Source organism: Spirosoma harenae, assembly GCF_054776975.1.
Genome location: NZ_BAAHBD010000053.1, coordinates 65,501 through 81,827 on the forward strand (window position 1 = coordinate 65,501; position 16,327 = coordinate 81,827).

At 46.0% G+C, this 16,327-nt stretch carries 12 protein-coding genes; 7 read left to right on the plus strand and 5 right to left on the minus strand.

Annotated features, from left to right (window positions below; all coding sequences use genetic code 11):
- Positions 1 to 33 precede the first annotated feature (33 nt).
- Positions 34 to 699, minus strand: coding sequence for a uracil-DNA glycosylase (ung, locus tag ACYVE4_RS31985; RefSeq protein ID WP_461044496.1), 666 nt, complete (start codon positions 697 to 699; stop codon positions 34 to 36).
- Between the two features lie 145 nt (positions 700 to 844).
- Here ung and apaG point away from each other — a divergent pair, with 145 nt between their 5' ends.
- The 3 genes from apaG (at position 845) to ACYVE4_RS32000 (ending at position 3,524) form a co-directional block, all read left to right on the plus strand.
- Positions 845 to 1,231, plus strand: coding sequence for a Co2+/Mg2+ efflux protein ApaG (apaG, locus tag ACYVE4_RS31990; protein ID WP_461044497.1), 387 nt, complete (start codon positions 845 to 847; stop codon positions 1,229 to 1,231).
- 78 nt (positions 1,232 to 1,309) lie between these two features.
- Positions 1,310 to 2,089 carry an O-methyltransferase gene (locus ACYVE4_RS31995; protein ID WP_461044498.1) on the plus strand — a complete coding sequence of 260 codons (780 nt, stop codon included), beginning with the start codon at positions 1,310 to 1,312 and terminating at the stop codon, positions 2,087 to 2,089.
- Between the two features lie 67 nt (positions 2,090 to 2,156).
- On the plus strand, positions 2,157 to 3,524 hold the full coding sequence (locus tag ACYVE4_RS32000; RefSeq protein WP_461044499.1) for a hypothetical protein: 1,368 nt from the start codon (positions 2,157 to 2,159) through the stop codon (positions 3,522 to 3,524).
- A gap of 91 nt (positions 3,525 to 3,615) precedes the next feature.
- Here the strand turns inward: ACYVE4_RS32000 and ACYVE4_RS32005 are convergent, their stop codons facing one another.
- Positions 3,616 to 6,528, minus strand: a complete 2,913-nt coding sequence (locus tag ACYVE4_RS32005) for a glycosyl hydrolase 115 family protein (RefSeq protein WP_461044500.1) — start codon at positions 6,526 to 6,528, stop codon at positions 3,616 to 3,618.
- 116 nt (positions 6,529 to 6,644) lie between these two features.
- Positions 6,645 to 6,854 (minus strand): DUF5597 domain-containing protein, encoded by a 210-nt coding sequence (locus tag ACYVE4_RS32010; protein WP_461044501.1) that lies wholly within the window; start codon positions 6,852 to 6,854, stop codon positions 6,645 to 6,647.
- Positions 6,855 to 6,938: 84 nt separating this feature from the next.
- On the opposite strand from ACYVE4_RS32010, the gene ACYVE4_RS32015 reads away from it, so the two are divergent.
- From ACYVE4_RS32015 to ACYVE4_RS32025, 3 genes are all read left to right on the plus strand, one after another.
- Complete coding sequence (locus tag ACYVE4_RS32015) at positions 6,939 to 8,507, plus strand: aryl-sulfate sulfotransferase (protein ID WP_461044502.1); 1,569 nt, start codon at positions 6,939 to 6,941, stop codon at positions 8,505 to 8,507.
- A gap of 162 nt (positions 8,508 to 8,669) precedes the next feature.
- Positions 8,670 to 9,368 (plus strand): RNA ligase family protein, encoded by a 699-nt coding sequence (locus tag ACYVE4_RS32020; RefSeq protein ID WP_461044503.1) that lies wholly within the window; start codon positions 8,670 to 8,672, stop codon positions 9,366 to 9,368.
- Positions 9,314 to 10,474 carry an AAA family ATPase gene (locus tag ACYVE4_RS32025; RefSeq protein ID WP_461044504.1) on the plus strand — a complete coding sequence of 387 codons (1,161 nt, stop codon included), beginning with the start codon at positions 9,314 to 9,316 and terminating at the stop codon, positions 10,472 to 10,474. Before ACYVE4_RS32020 ends, ACYVE4_RS32025 begins: the two co-directional genes overlap by 55 nt.
- Positions 10,475 to 10,636: 162 nt before the next feature.
- Here ACYVE4_RS32025 and ACYVE4_RS32030 read toward each other — a convergent pair whose 3' ends face one another.
- Together ACYVE4_RS32030 and ffh are read right to left on the minus strand one after the other, a co-directional pair.
- Complete coding sequence (locus tag ACYVE4_RS32030; RefSeq protein ID WP_461044505.1) at positions 10,637 to 14,155, minus strand: ThuA domain-containing protein; 3,519 nt, start codon at positions 14,153 to 14,155, stop codon at positions 10,637 to 10,639.
- Between the two features lie 140 nt (positions 14,156 to 14,295).
- Positions 14,296 to 15,615 carry a signal recognition particle protein gene (gene ffh, locus ACYVE4_RS32035; protein ID WP_461044506.1) on the minus strand — a complete coding sequence of 440 codons (1,320 nt, stop codon included), beginning with the start codon at positions 15,613 to 15,615 and terminating at the stop codon, positions 14,296 to 14,298.
- Positions 15,616 to 15,908: 293 nt separating this feature from the next.
- Here ffh and ACYVE4_RS32040 point away from each other — a divergent pair, with 293 nt between their 5' ends.
- Positions 15,909 to 16,229: a hypothetical protein gene (locus tag ACYVE4_RS32040; protein ID WP_461044507.1), complete on the plus strand. Its 321-nt coding sequence runs from the start codon at positions 15,909 to 15,911 to the stop codon at positions 16,227 to 16,229.
- Positions 16,230 to 16,327: the final 98 nt, after the last annotated feature.

The window sequence follows — 16,327 nt, forward strand, 5'->3', positions numbered from 1 at the left end:
AATTCTTTTGCGTTAACCAACTTCAAACTATAATTACCATTCTATCGGAGCTAACCCCTTGCTTTCCAGATAGGCATTCGCCTGACTGAAATGTTTGTTGCCGAACCAACCGCCGTAGTTAGCGGCCATAGGCGACGGGTGTTTTGACTTTAAAATCAGGTGTTTTTTTCCGTCGATTACGGCACCCTTCTTTTGTGCATAAGCGCCCCAGAGCAGAAAGACAACGTGTTGCTTTTCATCCGAAATCAGTTTTATGACTGCATCAGTAAATGTTTCCCAGCCTTTTCCCTGATGTGATCCCGCTTGCCCAGCACGAACAGTAAGCGTCGCGTTGAGGAGCATCACGCCCTGACGTGCCCACCGTTCCAGATTACCCGATTTGGGAATCGGTTTACCCAGATCATCCTGAATTTCTTTGAAAATATTGATTAGCGACGGTGGTTTTGGAATGCCATCGGCCACAGAAAAAGCCAGACCATTCGCTTGCCCTTCTCCATGATATGGGTCCTGACCAAGAATAACGACGCGCGCGTCTTCAAAACTACATTTATCGAAGGCATTGAAAATCAGGCGACCCGGCGGATAAACACGCTGAGTTGTGTATTCATGGCGTAGGAATTCTGCTAATTGGGCAAAATAAGGTTTATCAAATTCAGACTGTAAATGAGGTTTCCAGGATTCAGCAATGGTTACATTCATGGATACGGAACTGATAAGGGTGATTTGGCATTATAGACCAATAACACGTCAAGAACCATCTAAAGAAATTTTTTCGCGACGGTTCTTGCGTAACAAAACTAATCAACTTAATTTTCGTTCTTAGGTTGCAAACGATACTAAATTTATGGTTTCGTCCGTCACAGAAGGCGTTAAAGTTAGCGTAAAAACAGAGTATCAGGCCGACTACTCCAGTCCGCTGCAGGCTCATTACGTATTTACCTATCGAATCACTATTGAAAACGCCAGCGATTACACCATTCAATTACTTCGGCGTCATTGGTTGATATTTGACTCAAATGGAACCATCCGCGAAGTGGAAGGCGAAGGCGTGGTTGGCCTTCAGCCAGTTCTGGAGCCAGGCGAAATTCACGAGTACGTATCAGGCTGTAATCTTCGCTCCAGCATTGGAAAAATGACGGGTACTTACCTGATCGAGCGAATTATCGATGGCAAACAATTCCGCGTAAACGTTCCTGAGTTTACCATGGTGGTGCCGTATAAACTTAATTAGATGTATAGCGTATGTATGATGTAGGATATATGATGTATCCCTCTTCTCATACATCCTACATCCTACATCATACCTATTTTGATTGCCGCTTATCTTCGTTATATAAATCGCGCTAGCGACGAGCACTCGCTTCATTCTCCTTTTCTCTTTTCGCTATATACGCAGGTTATACGCGCCAGGAGCGCTCAGAAATCGGTTTTTGCGCCAATCCAAAACTTGCGAAAAAGTCTTCGAAAAAGTCGTCAACTGATTACAATCACTGATTTTGGTGCGGGTTCAAAAATAAATGGATCGCGGCAACGCACGATTGGTGATATTGCGCGTCATTCGCAAAAACCAGCCCGATTTGGCCGGTTACTCTTTCGGCTTATCCGACGATTCGAAGCTAAAACGATTATCGATTTAGGTACGTCGCTTGGTATAACTACAGCTTACATGGCTGAAGCTACCCAGTCTTATAGCGGGCAGGTAATTACATTTGAAGGATGCCCCGAAACCGCTTCAATTGCCCGCCAGAATTTTGATCAATTAGGGATTCAGAACGTAGAACTGATCGTAGGGAATTTAGACGAAACCCTAGCTCATAAGATTGCCTCTCTCCCTCCGATTGATTTTGTCTTTTTCGATGCGAATCACCGTTATGAACCAACAGTTCGCTATTTCGAAACTTGTCTAGCGAATATCCATAACGACACCGTTTTTGTCTTCGACGATATTCATTGGTCTGACGAGATGGAACAGGCCTGGGCGTACGTCAAAACGCATTCACAAGTCAGCGTAACGGTCGATTTGTTCTGGGTCGGATTGGTTTTCTTCCGCAAAGAGCAGCCGGAGCAACACTTTGTCTTACGGTTTTAATAGACGTTATCCGAAAAGGCAGGAAATTTCGTTATCTTTCGAGATGCTTTCTAGCAAAAAATCAACCATGAACTTCCTGACTTATACTCGTTTAGGTCTTTGCCTGGGTGTTTCAGCTGTATTGCTGAACCTGGTGTCGTGCAGTAAAACAGCAACCGATTCGCCTTCGCCAACGGACGTTTCTACCTTTGATCTGATCCAGCAGAAAATTTTTACGCCATCCTGTGCCACATCGGGTTGTCACGCGTCTGAAAAGGATGGTACGTTTGTTCAGCATGGTTTAGTGCTGGCAGCTGGGGTCGCCTATAAAAATCTGGTAGGTGTCGATCCTAAAAATACGAACGCGAAAGAAGATGGTCTGAAACGAGTAAAAGCGTTTGCATCGCTGGAGAGCCTGCTTTATCACAAATTGAATATTTCAGTTGGCCATCATGCAGGGAAGCAGTATGGAAATCCTATGCCAATGGGAGGACAAACCTTGCCAGATGGACAAATTGAGTTTATTCGGCGATGGATTGAGGCTGGAGCGCCCCAAACAGGGAGCGTTGTCGATGCTAAGTTGCTGGACGATCAGACTACTGTGACAACGGCTTATACATCTTTATCAGTACCGGCCGCCGGAACAGGCTATCAAATGGCGGTACCGGCGTTCGATATAAAACCTAATTTCGAACGGGAAATATTCACGCGCCGGATGCTGGGTAATACAGAAGACATCTACGTGAATCGGTATGAAACCAAGATGCGTAGTGGGAGCCACCATTTTGTCGCTTATGATTTCTCCAGTAAAGCCCTGCTCCCTAATCTGAATGACATTCGAGACCTGCGCAACCCCGATAACACGCTCAATGCGCAGACGGCACTTTCTATGGTCAGTCACGTTTATATAGCGGGTTCACAAGCTCAATATCTCGATTATGCATTTCCCGAAGGCGCTGCCTTACTAATTCCTGCCGGTACATCCCTCGATTTAAATTCACATTTCGTGAATAAAACCAACACGGTGATGCAGGGCGAAGCACAAATTAATTTCTACACGGTCGATAAATCGAAGGTGGTAAACGTAGTCAAAACCCTGAATCTTACGAACACGGGGCTGAGAATTCCGGCAGGAAAAACGGTTACGCTGTCGAAGTCATTTACCTTCTCTAAACCGCGCAAAGTGCTAACATTAACTTCACACATGCACCAGCTGGGAACAAAGTTTGTGATCAAAATTAATGGCGGCACACGCGACGGTGAAATCGTTTATACGTCTACAGACTGGGAACATCCCGATATTATTACATTTAAAACCCCCATTTCGCTCAAAATAGGCGAAGGACTCACTTCCGAAATCACCTATACGAATACGACGACGAAAGATGTCAATTTCGGCTTAACCAGCGACGACGAGATGGGCATCATCTTCGGGTATTATTTCGAAGAACAATAATCGTTTGTGTGGTTATTCAGATGGTCGGAATCGAGAACTATCCGGCGTTTCTGGGCTTAAACTCGCCCTTGAGCGACGTCAATAAGCCAGGTTATTTGATAATTGGAAAGGCCTTTGAGGGGGTACTGAGCGGAGTCACTTTTGTGTGGTAAAAACTCTCTGGTGGCCCCAAATAACTCGGCTTCAAACCACCGGTATCCACAACTATTTTCTGTAAAACGACTGCCGGATCGACCATCCAGAATTTTAGGATATGCTCACCGGGCCGGTGAATTCTATGCGTTGACGATAACCGCCGAATATTATCTGCCACCGACTGTTCCCAACGCTTATTCATCTCATTTGCGTGAATGTCGATTATCTGTGGTTCTTCGTCATCGAGCGAAATAGCATAACGCAACCCTTTATTACCATTGAAATTGAGTGTTGGCGACAGGTAGGTTTGCACTTGAGCCATACCCGTATCAGCCAAGTATAGGCGGTATTCCAGCCGCGGTGTCGTTTTGCTCAATTTTTCCTGGCTGTTGGCAGTCACGGGCGAAATAGTCATTCCAGAACTCGTACGACCAATATCGGGAATAGCCATCCAACGGACGGAATCAGTATGTACTGTTCGCGTGGAATGTTCAGCTTCTATTGAAACGTAGCCGTCTTTTTCGACGAATCCATCGGCATCGTTACGTCTGGGGAAAGTAGAATTTTCAATTACGGCCAGAATGATGACCCGACTACCATTTGGGCCGTTAATCGTGATTGGTACCCGCTGCGTTCCGACAGGTACTTTTTTCCAATTGGAAACCGAGATCGACACGCGTTCCTGATCCGTAATCTGCTTATAGGGGATTACATCCAGCCAGGGAACACTGGTTTCGATGGTACAGGTAAACGGAGTTTTTCCTCGGTTGAAAATCTCAAAATAAACAGCCTGTTTCTGGATGGAATGTATGGTTGGTAGTTCGCGATTTTCTTTCACACTCGGCCACCAATTTTCGGATCCTTCAATAGAAACCCCCATTTCAGCTGCCGTTGGTAACGAAAGCGTTTTTACGTCAGGCATCACATTACGTTCGGGTTGCTGCCAGGAGGTGTAGCCAATATGCGTCTGATCCATCAAATGGTGCCATTTGCCGTTGGCGAGTGTATCGTTGTAATAGCGCGTTATTTGGGCATCGCGCTCGAAGAGTTCAGCTGCTTTCTGCGCCAGTTGATTCGTTCGTACCCTGCCCTGTCGCGCATAGAAACGATTTAAACCAACAGTCACGTACAGTTCCGTGAGATTCGCGCAAGCCATAACCGGATGAAGTACCAATTGATAATAGGCATCCCGGTATTCCGACGATAGATCGGTATAAATTTGCTCCGCTTCCCGCACAAGGGCGTTATAGGTTGCCACTACGTTTTCAGCTTCGCGATAATTTACCAGACTATACGTATCCGGAGTCAATAATTCAGGTTTTCGACGACTGTTGTATTGGGTATATTTCTGCAAAATACGTCCGATTGCTCGCGCGTGTTTATGCCCAAATTGTCGCTCAGCCCATAGTTCAGCGTAGGCGTTTAAACGATCAGCAGGCCATTGATCGGGAGCCCAGGCATAATCCAGGAAAAACTCGATGGGGAATTCCATCGGTTTAATATCCCCGACGTTTACAATCCAGATACGATCTACACCATGTTCGTAAGCCAGATGCATTTGCTCCCAGGTGCGCGCAATAGGGCTCGTATTGAGCCATTTATAATTGCGCGGTCCACCAACATAATCGAAGTGGTAATAAATGCCGTAACAACCTTCACGCTTGGGCGTTCCCAAAGGAGGCAACTTGCGAATATTTCCCCAGTTATCGTCGCACAGAAGTAATGTTATATCGTCGGGAACGCGCATACCTTTGTCGTAATACTCCTGCACTTCTTTGTACAGTGCCCAAAGCTGGGGCGTTTGAGAAGGTGCTTCATGCGTCACCTCGCTGATGATTTGTCGCTGATCAGCTACAATTTGCTCCAGCAGCGAAATATTGCTCTCGCGACTCATCGGCTCATCACCATCCCCGCGCATTCCGACCGAAACAATGCTTTCATTTGCCCCCATTCGCTGAATACCTTCCTTCCAGAAAGCTCGAAGCTCCGAGCTACTTTTCTGGTAATTCCAGGGCGCTTTATGGTATCGTCGCCATTCATCGTGAGTGCGCATCATGGGTTCGTGGTGCGTCGTACCGATGACTATACCGTATTCATTCGCCAGATAAGGATTCAAATTATCATCGTCGTAGAAGGCGCTTCCCCACATGGCAGGCCAGAGGTAATTCCCTTTCAAGCGGAGAATCAACTCAAAGACTTTTTGGTAAAATTTGTGATTGAATCCGCCGAATTTCTCCTTTGCCCAGCCCGATAATGCGGGAGCTTCGTCGTTGATAAAAATGCCCCGATATTTTACGGCTGGCGTTCCCTGCGTGTGTGTTCCTGGCAATACATACAGCGCCGATTGTTGCGGAGCGGGTACATCGGCCCACCAATTCCAGGGCGATACACCAATCTGAGCTGATAGGTCATAAATTCCGTAAATCGTACCTCGCTTATCGCTTCCAACAATAACTAACGCCCGATCTACTCCTGGCAGCGGATTCGTAATGATTTGCGTCTGAAACGTTTCCCATTTGCCGTTCAGGTTGGTAATGTCCAATTTTTTTGTCTGTACCAGTTGGTCGATTAATGGACTTTTACCCAGTGTTCCAACCAGCACAATTTCTCCGGTCAAGGAGGATTTATTGGCTTTTAAATCAGGTAAAAGTTGTGTTACCTGTTTTATATCGGCCTGGAGATTCTTCAGCGCTCGAACTACGCCTGGGTATTCGGCAGCACTGGTTATGAACGGGGTCGCTTTACCATCAGCGACTAATGCAAATTGCCCCTCACCTTTCTGATTCGTTACGTAAACCCTGGTATCAATGGCAAGGCAGAAAAGGGGCAATTGCCAACTAATTAACACAAGAAAACAAGCTACTCGCATGCAGTACGGATTAAAACAACCCTCCTATCAACCGACAGGAGGGTGTAATGAATTAACCTATGATTACTAAGAATAGATACTTTACCTTTCGGTCTTCCTAAAAGCAACTAACCAGGTTAGTTATAACGATACAGTTTGAATTTCTGAATACCACAATTGCCTGCGGGATTATGAATAGGCCGCCCCTGATGGTCCTGATCGCCATTTAGCTGCCGACCGGGTACCCATTTTCCGTCAACATGACCTCCTTCATCAAGCAATTTACAACCCATTCTCAGACAGCGCGCTTCTGCTTTTAGGGTAAAAATCTGAAAATATAGTGACAAATCATGAGCAGTTGTGTCTAAGACTAGCTTCTGTATTATACAGACGTCTTTAAATTATTTATTACCATTCACAACACGTTTAACATGACTCGTATCCGCAAAGTACTCCTTTACGGTGTTTCACTTTTATCATTGGGAAGTTGTAAAGATTCTGTAGTTGATTTGCCAACACCCTCAACACCAATAGCTTTTACTGTCGATTCAGACTCTATTGTTATTAATCCATCTGGATATAATCCGTTGGCAGCTACCATTAATTTCTCTTCCGTTGTGGCCGGAAAAACCTTTATCCGGGTTAGAGGTAAGCATGGAAAAATTACCAATGTGGAACATGTATTCGACGATCCAGGTGTAAATCATAAGGTAACTGTTATTGGCCTTTACCCAAATTATACCAATACCGTAGATATTCGAATCATCAGCCAGCAGGGTGATACACTAGCAAGCGCTTCAACAACTATTCAAACAGGAGATTTGCCTTCTGGAATGCCCTCATCTATTTCAGCGGCTCCGTTTGATGAGTCGAAGGTAGCTCCTGGCCTAATCCTGGTCAGTAACTTAAGCCGAAATCCTCACGCACCTCTTTTTATAGATGCGTATGGCGACATTCGATGGGTACTAGATTACCAGAACCATCCTCAATTAAACTCCTTAAGCTTTGATGATGGGATCAGTCGCCTTCGAAATGGCAATTTCTTTTTCGGCGATACTCATTCCAATTCCATCTATGAAGTTGACTTGGCAGGGAACGTTGTCAATCAGTGGGCGATATCCGATTACATATTTCACCATGAAGTAAGTGAAAAGCCGAACGGAAATTTCTTACTAACTGCAACCAAGCCCAACAGCACCTATTTGGATGGCAAGCCTACAATTGAGGATTATGTGATTGAAATCGATCGACAAAGTGGTCATGTGGCGACCGTTTGGGATTTGAAACAATCTCTCGATGAAACCCGGACCAGCCTTTCCGCTCCGGATGGAATTCAGCCTGCCAGTGACTGGTTTCATGGGAACGCGGTTATGTATGATTCGATAGACAATACCATCGTTTTATCGGGGCGTACGCAGGGGGTGGTTAAATTAGATTACAACAACCAGGTCAAGTGGATTCTATCCCCTCACACGGGTTGGAAAACAAACCGTCGGGATGAAAATTTGGCTCAGTTCCTATTAAAGCCACTGGATGCCAATGGTAATCCAATTACTGACACCAATGTATTAGCAGGTACAACAATTTCTCCTGATTTTGAGTGGAACTGGTATCAACATGATATCACTCACCTCCCAAATGGGGACTGGATGTTGTTTGATAATGGCGCCGTACGAGAATTTAATCCTTCTGCGGCTAAATATAGTCGGTCAGTAACTTATAAAATTGATCCTGTCAACATGACTGTCCAGCAAACCTGGGCTTATGGTAAAGAACGAGGTACGGAAACATATTCCCGAATAATTAGCAGTTCACAATTTCTTCCCCAAAGCAAGCACATCATCTTCGGACCAGGTTATCAAGTTCCAAATACTAATGGAAAAGGGGGTAAAGTAGTAGAAATTGATTACGCTACTAAACAGGTAGTATCCGAAATAAGTATTTCGTCAGCTAATGAATTTGGGTTTCATCGAGCAAAAAAAATGAGTATTTACCCATAAAGAAATAGTTTCAGAGCTATTTCCTACCTTTGCCCGGTGCGAAGCCCTAAAACGCACGGTAACTACTTGACAAGCCATGTAATACGAATCGACACCGCTCATTGCTGATGAGACTTCTCCCCGAAGTCCTTGTGTCTATTGTATTACCTAAATAATTTAAAAATGGCTTTATCAACTAAGTACGGGCGAACGTACCATTATCCGTTTTCGCCCGGAACCAGTAGCGACGACCGAATCAATTACGATTACGCATCGGACCTCGCACAGATTACTGAACTCATTCATACCGAGAAACTTGATGGCGAAAATAATTGCCTGAGTCGATATGGCGTTTTTGCCCGTTCACACGCGGCCCCAACGGTTTCACCCTGGACGACTGCTATCCGGCAACGTTGGGAACTCATCCGGCATGATCTAGGTGATCTGGAACTATTCGGTGAAAACCTGTTCGCTATTCACTCGATTGCGTATGAACGACTGGAAGACCATTTCTTTGTCTTCGCCGTCAGAGAGCATTCTGTCTGGCTATCGTGGGAGGAAACGCAGTTTTACGCTCGTCTGCTCGATTTTCCTACTGTACCGGAATTAGCGCGAACTAAAGCTCCTTTGCAGGCTAAATCAGTTGAAGAACAGGTGCTTTCACTAGCTATTCAGCCCAGTCAATTTGGTTCAGTTGATGGGTTGACTGGCATGACTTGTACAGTTGAAGGCGTCGTTTCGCGTGATGCTAATTCCTACACAACGGACGAGTTTCCGCACCGGGTTTTTAAATATGTTCGCAAAGGACACGTGCAAACCAACGAGCATTGGACACGTACCTGGAAACGCGCTCCATTAGCGCGGGAAAGGAGGAATGTATGAGCTGGCAACTAACCGACCGAAAACAATGGCCCGACCTGCTGAAGCAATTCGATTGGGTTCGCGATATGGTAGGCGTCCCGCAAGACCCAATTCACCATGCTGAGGGAGACGTTGCCACGCATACAAAAATGGTGTTGGAGGCACTGGAATCGCTACCAGACTACAACGCATTGACTCTGGAGAATCAGGCGATTTTATGGACAGCGGCTTTATTACACGATGTCGAAAAGCGCTCAACTACGGTAATTGAAGACGATGGTCGAATCACCTCTAAAGGCCACGCCCGCAAAGGTGAACGCACAGCCCGATTAGTGTTGTATGATGAGATTCCGACACCATTTGTCCAGCGTGAAGCGGTAGCGAAACTCGTTCGTTATCATGGTCTGCCGCTTTGGATTTTCGAAAAAGACGATTCGCGGAAAGCCTTGTTACAGGCCAGTTTAGAAGTAAACACGGCTTGGTTAGCGATGCTGGCTCGCGCAGATGTATTAGGGCGTATTTGTGCCGATCAGGCAGAATTGCTGTACCGGATTGAGTTGTTTGAGGAGTTCTGCCGCGAACAGGATTGTTTCGGAAAACCTTATCCGTTTGCGTCGAATTTAACTCGTTTTCAGTATTTCCGACGTGACGATCTGGCACCTGATTTCGCACTATTTGACGAGACGAAAACTGAAGTTGTCTTACTCAGCGGATTACCGGGCGTTGGAAAGGATTATTATATCCTGAGGAATTATCAGGATTGGCCCGTAATTAGTTTAGATGGTATTCGTCGTCAATTGGGTATTGATCCAACTGATCGACGTGGCACAGGACGAGTGGTTCAAATGGCGAAAGAACAGGCGCGTACCTATCTGCGAAATCAGCAGCCGTTTGTTTGGAACGCGACCAATATTACCCTGAACATTCGTTCTCAACTAATCGATTTGTTTGTTACTTATCGGGCGCGGGTCAAATTGATCTACATTGAAGTGCCTAATAGCCGCCGGGAAGAGCAGAATACGAATCGAAAATACCCCGTTCCTGCAGCTGCTATTACTCGCATGCTAGAGAAATGGGAAATTCCGGCTCTCTGGGAAGCGCATGAAGTAGTATTTGAGGTTGAGTAACAGAAAACGGCGTATTCAAGCAGACGTTTGTGTCTATTGAATACGCCGTTCCTAATGATGCTTTTTTGTTATTCCGACGTTAGGAGAAATCTCAAGCTAGAGTTATAGTCGAACTTGAGGTTTCTCCTAACGTTGGAATAACATAAATAAGACCACTACTAATCAGTTAGTTACTTGATTAAACTGAATACTTTTTAATTGAATAATGCCTTCGTTTGGCTTAGTTCGTTTCACAACGACGATATAAACATCGTGCTTACCCGAAACAGGTTTATTAAACGTCCCGGTTACCTTTTCCACGTTCGACCATTTACCTGTTGCTTTATAGGGTGTTTGACTGACAACGGGAGCAGCATAAGAATCTAGCCGCACCTCAATTTCACCGTCTTTATCTTGCGATGAATATTCGTATGTCAGCGAATTGATTGTCGTCAAATCGATTCCTTTCAGGAGCACGTAGGCTTTGTGATTTCCGGCGCTCAGATTATTGCCAAATCGAGGAAAACCGACGTACGAATCAGCGTTGATCGCTTTCACATTGGCGCTGCGGAGCGTAACTACTTCGGCACCCGTTAGCGGACCAACGACTTTCCCACCGTTGTCAGTGTAAGAAGCCACAATCGTATACTGTCCGCGCGTTTCCTCTGGCTTATGATCGGTTAACGAAAGTTTACCTTGCAATGGAAGACTTTTCTGCTTGCTGGCGTCGGTCAACGAGAAAATATATTTCACCATTTCCTGCGCATCCTGCACCGGAATCTGTGGGTGAGCACTCATCAGGTGATCTTTACTCCAGCTCCCCCCACCGCCTTCAATGATTTTTCGGGCAAGCCGTTCTACGCTACCCGCCTGACCTTTGTAGCGATCAGCAACGGCCAGAAATGTTGGGCCAACCGATGGCTTGTCGATGGTATGGCAAGCTTTGCAATCGCTGGCGGATACCAACGTTTTCCCTAACGACCCATTTCCAATCATCGCTAAGTCCTGATGCCCCTGCTGCGGACCGATTACGGGCGTTCCTCGGGGTTGGGCGTTGTACTCGTAATAGACCTTGATGCGTTTAGGATCAATTTTAGTATCTTCTTTATCCGTCACCTTAACCGAATACGTAAATGGCTTATTCTCCCAGAAAAACGACTTATTATCAGCCGTTTCGATCACGACTTCTGGCTTTGCATTACCCACTTTGACGACGATAGTATCAGCGCCAACCAATCCCGTCTGGTCAGTTACACGGAGGATCGCGTTATAAACTCCCGGCTGTGTATAAGTGTAGGTAGCATTGGGTTGAGTAGCGCCAACAGTTTTTCCGTCGAACAACCATTGATACGTCAATCGATCATCTTCGTCAAGGTCAGTTCCGCGTCCACCGAATTTTACGCGTAAAGGGGCTTGTCCAATCGCTTCGCGAATAACGGGTGCATTTCGACTGTCAGAAGTCAAATACCAGCGGGCGTTCATCTCTCGCATAGCCACCGAATCAACTACATTCGCCCGAACAGTTGGAGCACGATTGCCTCGATTATATTCAATTTTTACGAGTCTGGCATCGTCATTGTCAGCACCGTAGACGGAGCCGTATTCGAGCATATACATGACGCCATCTTTGCCAAACGCCAGATCAATTGGTCGTCGAAAATCGCCACTGCCGGCCATAAAGGGCTCGTTGCGAATGTAATTATCGTCTTTATCAACCTTGACGGCCATCACCCAGTTACGCATCCAGTCGAATATGAACAAGGCTCCGTCATAGTATTCAGGAAACTTAGTTTTTGAGTTAGAGCTTTGATCGAAGCTGTAGAATTCACCCGCCATCGCACTACGCCCCCCCTGCCCTAGTTCAGGAAACTCTTTCGAAACGCCGTACGGATACCAAATCATCGCTGGATTCGTAGGTGGCAACTGTTTCAAACCGTCACTTTTTGGCGAATCATTTATCGGAGCTTTCGGATCGAAACGTGCACCGATGGTATTTGTAGCAAAATCGTACGCCGGATACGGCTGGCTATTTCCAATAAACAATGGCCAACCAAAATTTCCGGCTTTTTTCGCCTGATTAAATTCATCGTACCCACGTGGCCCTAATGTACTATCCTTACCTGCATCGGGGCCAATTTCACCCCAATACAAAACCGACGACTTTGGATTCAGAGCAATACGATAGGGGTTTCGCAGGCCCATTGTGTAAATCTCAGGTCGGGTCTGAGCGGTGCCTTTTGGGAAAAGATTACCTTCCGGAATTGTATATGTGCCGTCGGCCTGTGGCCGAATGCGCAGGATTTTTCCCCGAAAATCATTTGTGTTAGCTGCCGTTCCCCGTGCATCGGCAGCCAGATGATCCGCCCGAGCATCGATAGGCGCGTAGCCATTTGATGGGAATGGATTGGTATGATCGCCCGTAGAAAGATACAGATTGCCTTCTTTATCGAACGCCAGCGAACCACCGTGGTGCGAACCGGGCTGGTCGATACTCGGCACTTTTAGCAATACTTTTTCCGACGACACATCCAGCGTGTTATCATCCTTTATGACAAATCGCGATAGATTATAAAACGGATCTTTGTCGAACTTAGGTGAATAGTAAACGTAAATCCAGTGGTTGGTGGCAAAGGCTGGATCGAGCGTAATACCTTGTACACCGTGCCCTACTTTGGTCGGAACATCGAATCTATGTACCAACTGGTGCTTACTAGTTTTCGTATCAAAAACCGACAGATTACCGCTACGTTCTGTGAAGAATACACGACCATCATTCGCGACAGCCACTTCCATTGGCTCATTCAAATCATTGACCAAAACCGTTTTCACAAACCGATTATCTTCTGGCATCACAACGGCATACGACTTACTGTAATCCAATGGTTTATTGCTACCCATTACCCAGTTCAACGCTCCTAGCAAATGCTGCACAAACAGCGGTTCACTAAAACTGGAATCTTCATGTCCCCCGCCGGTATAATATGACCGACCACCATCAAATTCATGATACCAGGCAATCGGGTGATTTGCTCCATTGATACCACCATCGTATGTATTTTCGTCTAGATTAGCCAGTACGTGCAAATCCGAATAAAAGGAGCGGTAATTATACCACTCGTCGGTGCGCTCCCAGTGATCGGGCAGCATACTGGTTGATAGATGATTTTTGTCGATGACATCGACGGTGGCTTTGCGCACGTTGGAATTGCTTGGATGACTGGCGAAATAGCCACCAACTAACTTGTTATACCAAGGCCAATCATATTCTGTATCGGCAGCTGCGTGAATTCCTAAATAGCCACCACCTGCCTGGATATATCGCTCAAAAGCAGCCTGTTGTACCTGATTCAGAACATTTCCGGTTGTGCTAAGCCAGATGACAGCCTGATAATGGCGTAAACTATCGTCGTTAAAATAAGCTGCGTTTTTGGTGGTGTCGACCCGAAAATTATTCTCACGGCCCAGTTTCTGAATGGCCGCAATCCCAAATGGAATAGACGTATGTTTCCATCCTTTGGTTTTGGAAAACACCAACACTCGTTTAGGGGCTGGTGGTGAGGGCGTTGGCGTACTGGCAGTCGTTGTTGTGGTCGTCGTTACTGTAGTGGTTTTAGTAACGGTTACGGGCTTGCTCGCACAGGCATACAGGCCTATAACAGTACTGGCAACGACAAACGGGCGGAGAACAGATTTAGGAAACATGAGTAGCCCAGATAGTAAGAGATAGAGAAATTAGTCCGCAAAAGAAATCGGTCGATAAAGCTGTAAAATCAACTTTATCGACCGATTAATAAGCAGTTTAGCTTCATAAACTACCTGTATTCAGAGCTAATTGAGTTTCCCTACCGCATCATCTTATTTAGCTTACCCGACGACTGCATCGTATTCATTTTCTTCATCATCTTGCGCATCTCATCGAACTGTTTCAACAGATTGTTTACCTGCTGGATATTCGTACCGCTACCCGCAGCAATGCGCTTCTTGCGACTACCATCAATAATGTCCGGACGCTGACGCTCTTTTGGTGTCATGGAGCTAATAATGGCTTCGATGGGCTTGAATGAATCATTGTCGATGTCCAAATCCTTGATCATCTTTCCCATACCCGGAATCATGCCGAGCAGGTCTTTGACGTTCCCCATTTTTTTAATCTGTTGCAACTGCGACAGGAAGTCGTCGAAGTCGAACTGATTCTTACGCATTTTCGCATTGATCCGCTTGGCTTCGTCTTCATCAAACGCCTGCTGCGCCCGCTCAACCAGCGAAATTACGTCGCCCATACCCAGTATCCGACTTGCCATCCGATCAGGGTAGAATACATCGAGCGCTTCCATTTTTTCGCCCGTGCTGATAAACTTGATCGGCTTATTAACGACCGTTTTGATCGAAAGGGCCGCTCCACCACGGGCATCACCATCGAGTTTGGTCAATACAACACCATCGAAGTTAAGGCGCTCATTGAACGTTTTGGCCGTGTTAACCGCATCTTGCCCCGTCATCGAGTCAACAACAAACAGCGTTTCGGTAGGAGCGATAGCCTTTTTAACGGCTTCGATCTCCTGCATCATCGCTTCATCGACAGCCAGACGACCAGCTGTATCGACAATCACGATTCGCTTACCGGTTTTCTTAGCCTGGTCGATAGCATTCTTCGCAATCTGAACGGCGTTTTTATTCTCTGGCTCCGAATAGACCTCTACGCCAACCTGTTCGCCCAATACCTTTAATTGGTCGATAGCGGCTGGACGGTAAATATCCGCGGCCACAAGCAGTACATTCCGGCCTTGCTTTTTCAGATAGGATGCCAGTTTACCCGAAAACGTCGTTTTACCGGAACCCTGCAAACCCGCAATCAGAATGACCGCCGGATCGCCTTTGATGTTGATTCCCTGCGCTTCGCCACCCATCAACTCGGTCAGTTCCTCCTGAACGATTTTGACGAATAACTGCCCTGGCTCAACGGAAATCAATACTTTCCGATCAAGGGCTTTGTCGCGAATGCGATCAGTAATTTCTTTAGCAACTTTATAGTTTACGTCGGCATCGGTAAGTGCACGGCGCACTTCTTTGATGGTAGCAGCAACGTTAATTTCGGTGATACGGCCCTGGCCCTTTAGGGTTTTAATGGCCTTATTAAGCTTATCCTGAAGATTCTCGAACATAGTGTTTTATAAACGATGGCACAAAGATAACAGTTTCCGAAAGGCAATAATCGCGAAACAACTATCTGACTTACAGATCAGCCATTTATCCAGAAATTTTTAGGATCTAAATAACGCAATATTTTTTTGGCATTATAGTTGATAGAGAAGAAGAACAAACCGTCTTTTCTCTACTTAAATACAACTGCATGAGGCAATAATACTATTTATTGTTATATTGGCACTGATGGCGCATGCTTTCTGCTCAACTTGCTAATAGGACATGAACCGTAATTCCCCTAACCAATTGCCTCATGAAAATCCGTTTGCTAAAAAAAGCAGTGCGATGCCTGATCGCAACTTCCTTACTGGCTTGCCCATGCCTATCATCAGTCTCGATTGCGATGACCGCATCGACAACGTCTACCGTTCGTTTGTTCGATAATCCGGGTAGCAATAACTCTGTTGCTGCACACAATTCTACAGCGAAATCAGATATTTCTCCGTCTGCTGCATCCACGAAATCGTCGAAGGAGCAGGATAAGAAAGCGATTGGCCGGTGCTGGAAACGATTGATGACAATGGTGCGGGAGGTCAGTCATGCTCACCGAAAGAGAACAGCGGATCCTCAATAATCGCCAATCGTCGAGCTTGGCATTGAATAGGCTTCTACTTTATGACCATCCCAGCGTCTGTGTCCTCACAGACGCCTATGCGTCATCCTAAATAACCA

What these genes read in the sequence shown, in the direction of transcription:
- ACYVE4_RS32030 (WP_461044505.1), bottom strand. Translation starts at nt 14,155, where the DNA reads ATGTTTCCTAAATCTGTTCTCCGCCCGTTTGTCGTTGCCAGTACTGTT.
- ung (WP_461044496.1), bottom strand. Translation starts at nt 699, where the DNA reads ATGAATGTAACCATTGCTGAATCCTGGAAACCTCATTTACAGTCTGAA.
- apaG (WP_461044497.1), top strand. Translation starts at nt 845, where the DNA reads ATGGTTTCGTCCGTCACAGAAGGCGTTAAAGTTAGCGTAAAAACAGAG.
- ACYVE4_RS32005 (WP_461044500.1), bottom strand. Translation starts at nt 6,528, where the DNA reads ATGCGAGTAGCTTGTTTTCTTGTGTTAATTAGTTGGCAATTGCCCCTT.
- ACYVE4_RS32015 (WP_461044502.1), top strand. Translation starts at nt 6,939, where the DNA reads ATGACTCGTATCCGCAAAGTACTCCTTTACGGTGTTTCACTTTTATCA.
- ACYVE4_RS32020 (WP_461044503.1), top strand. Translation starts at nt 8,670, where the DNA reads ATGGCTTTATCAACTAAGTACGGGCGAACGTACCATTATCCGTTTTCG.
- ACYVE4_RS32040 (WP_461044507.1), top strand. Translation starts at nt 15,909, where the DNA reads ATGAAAATCCGTTTGCTAAAAAAAGCAGTGCGATGCCTGATCGCAACT.
- ffh (WP_461044506.1), bottom strand. Translation starts at nt 15,615, where the DNA reads ATGTTCGAGAATCTTCAGGATAAGCTTAATAAGGCCATTAAAACCCTA.
- ACYVE4_RS32000 (WP_461044499.1), top strand. Translation starts at nt 2,157, where the DNA reads ATGAACTTCCTGACTTATACTCGTTTAGGTCTTTGCCTGGGTGTTTCA.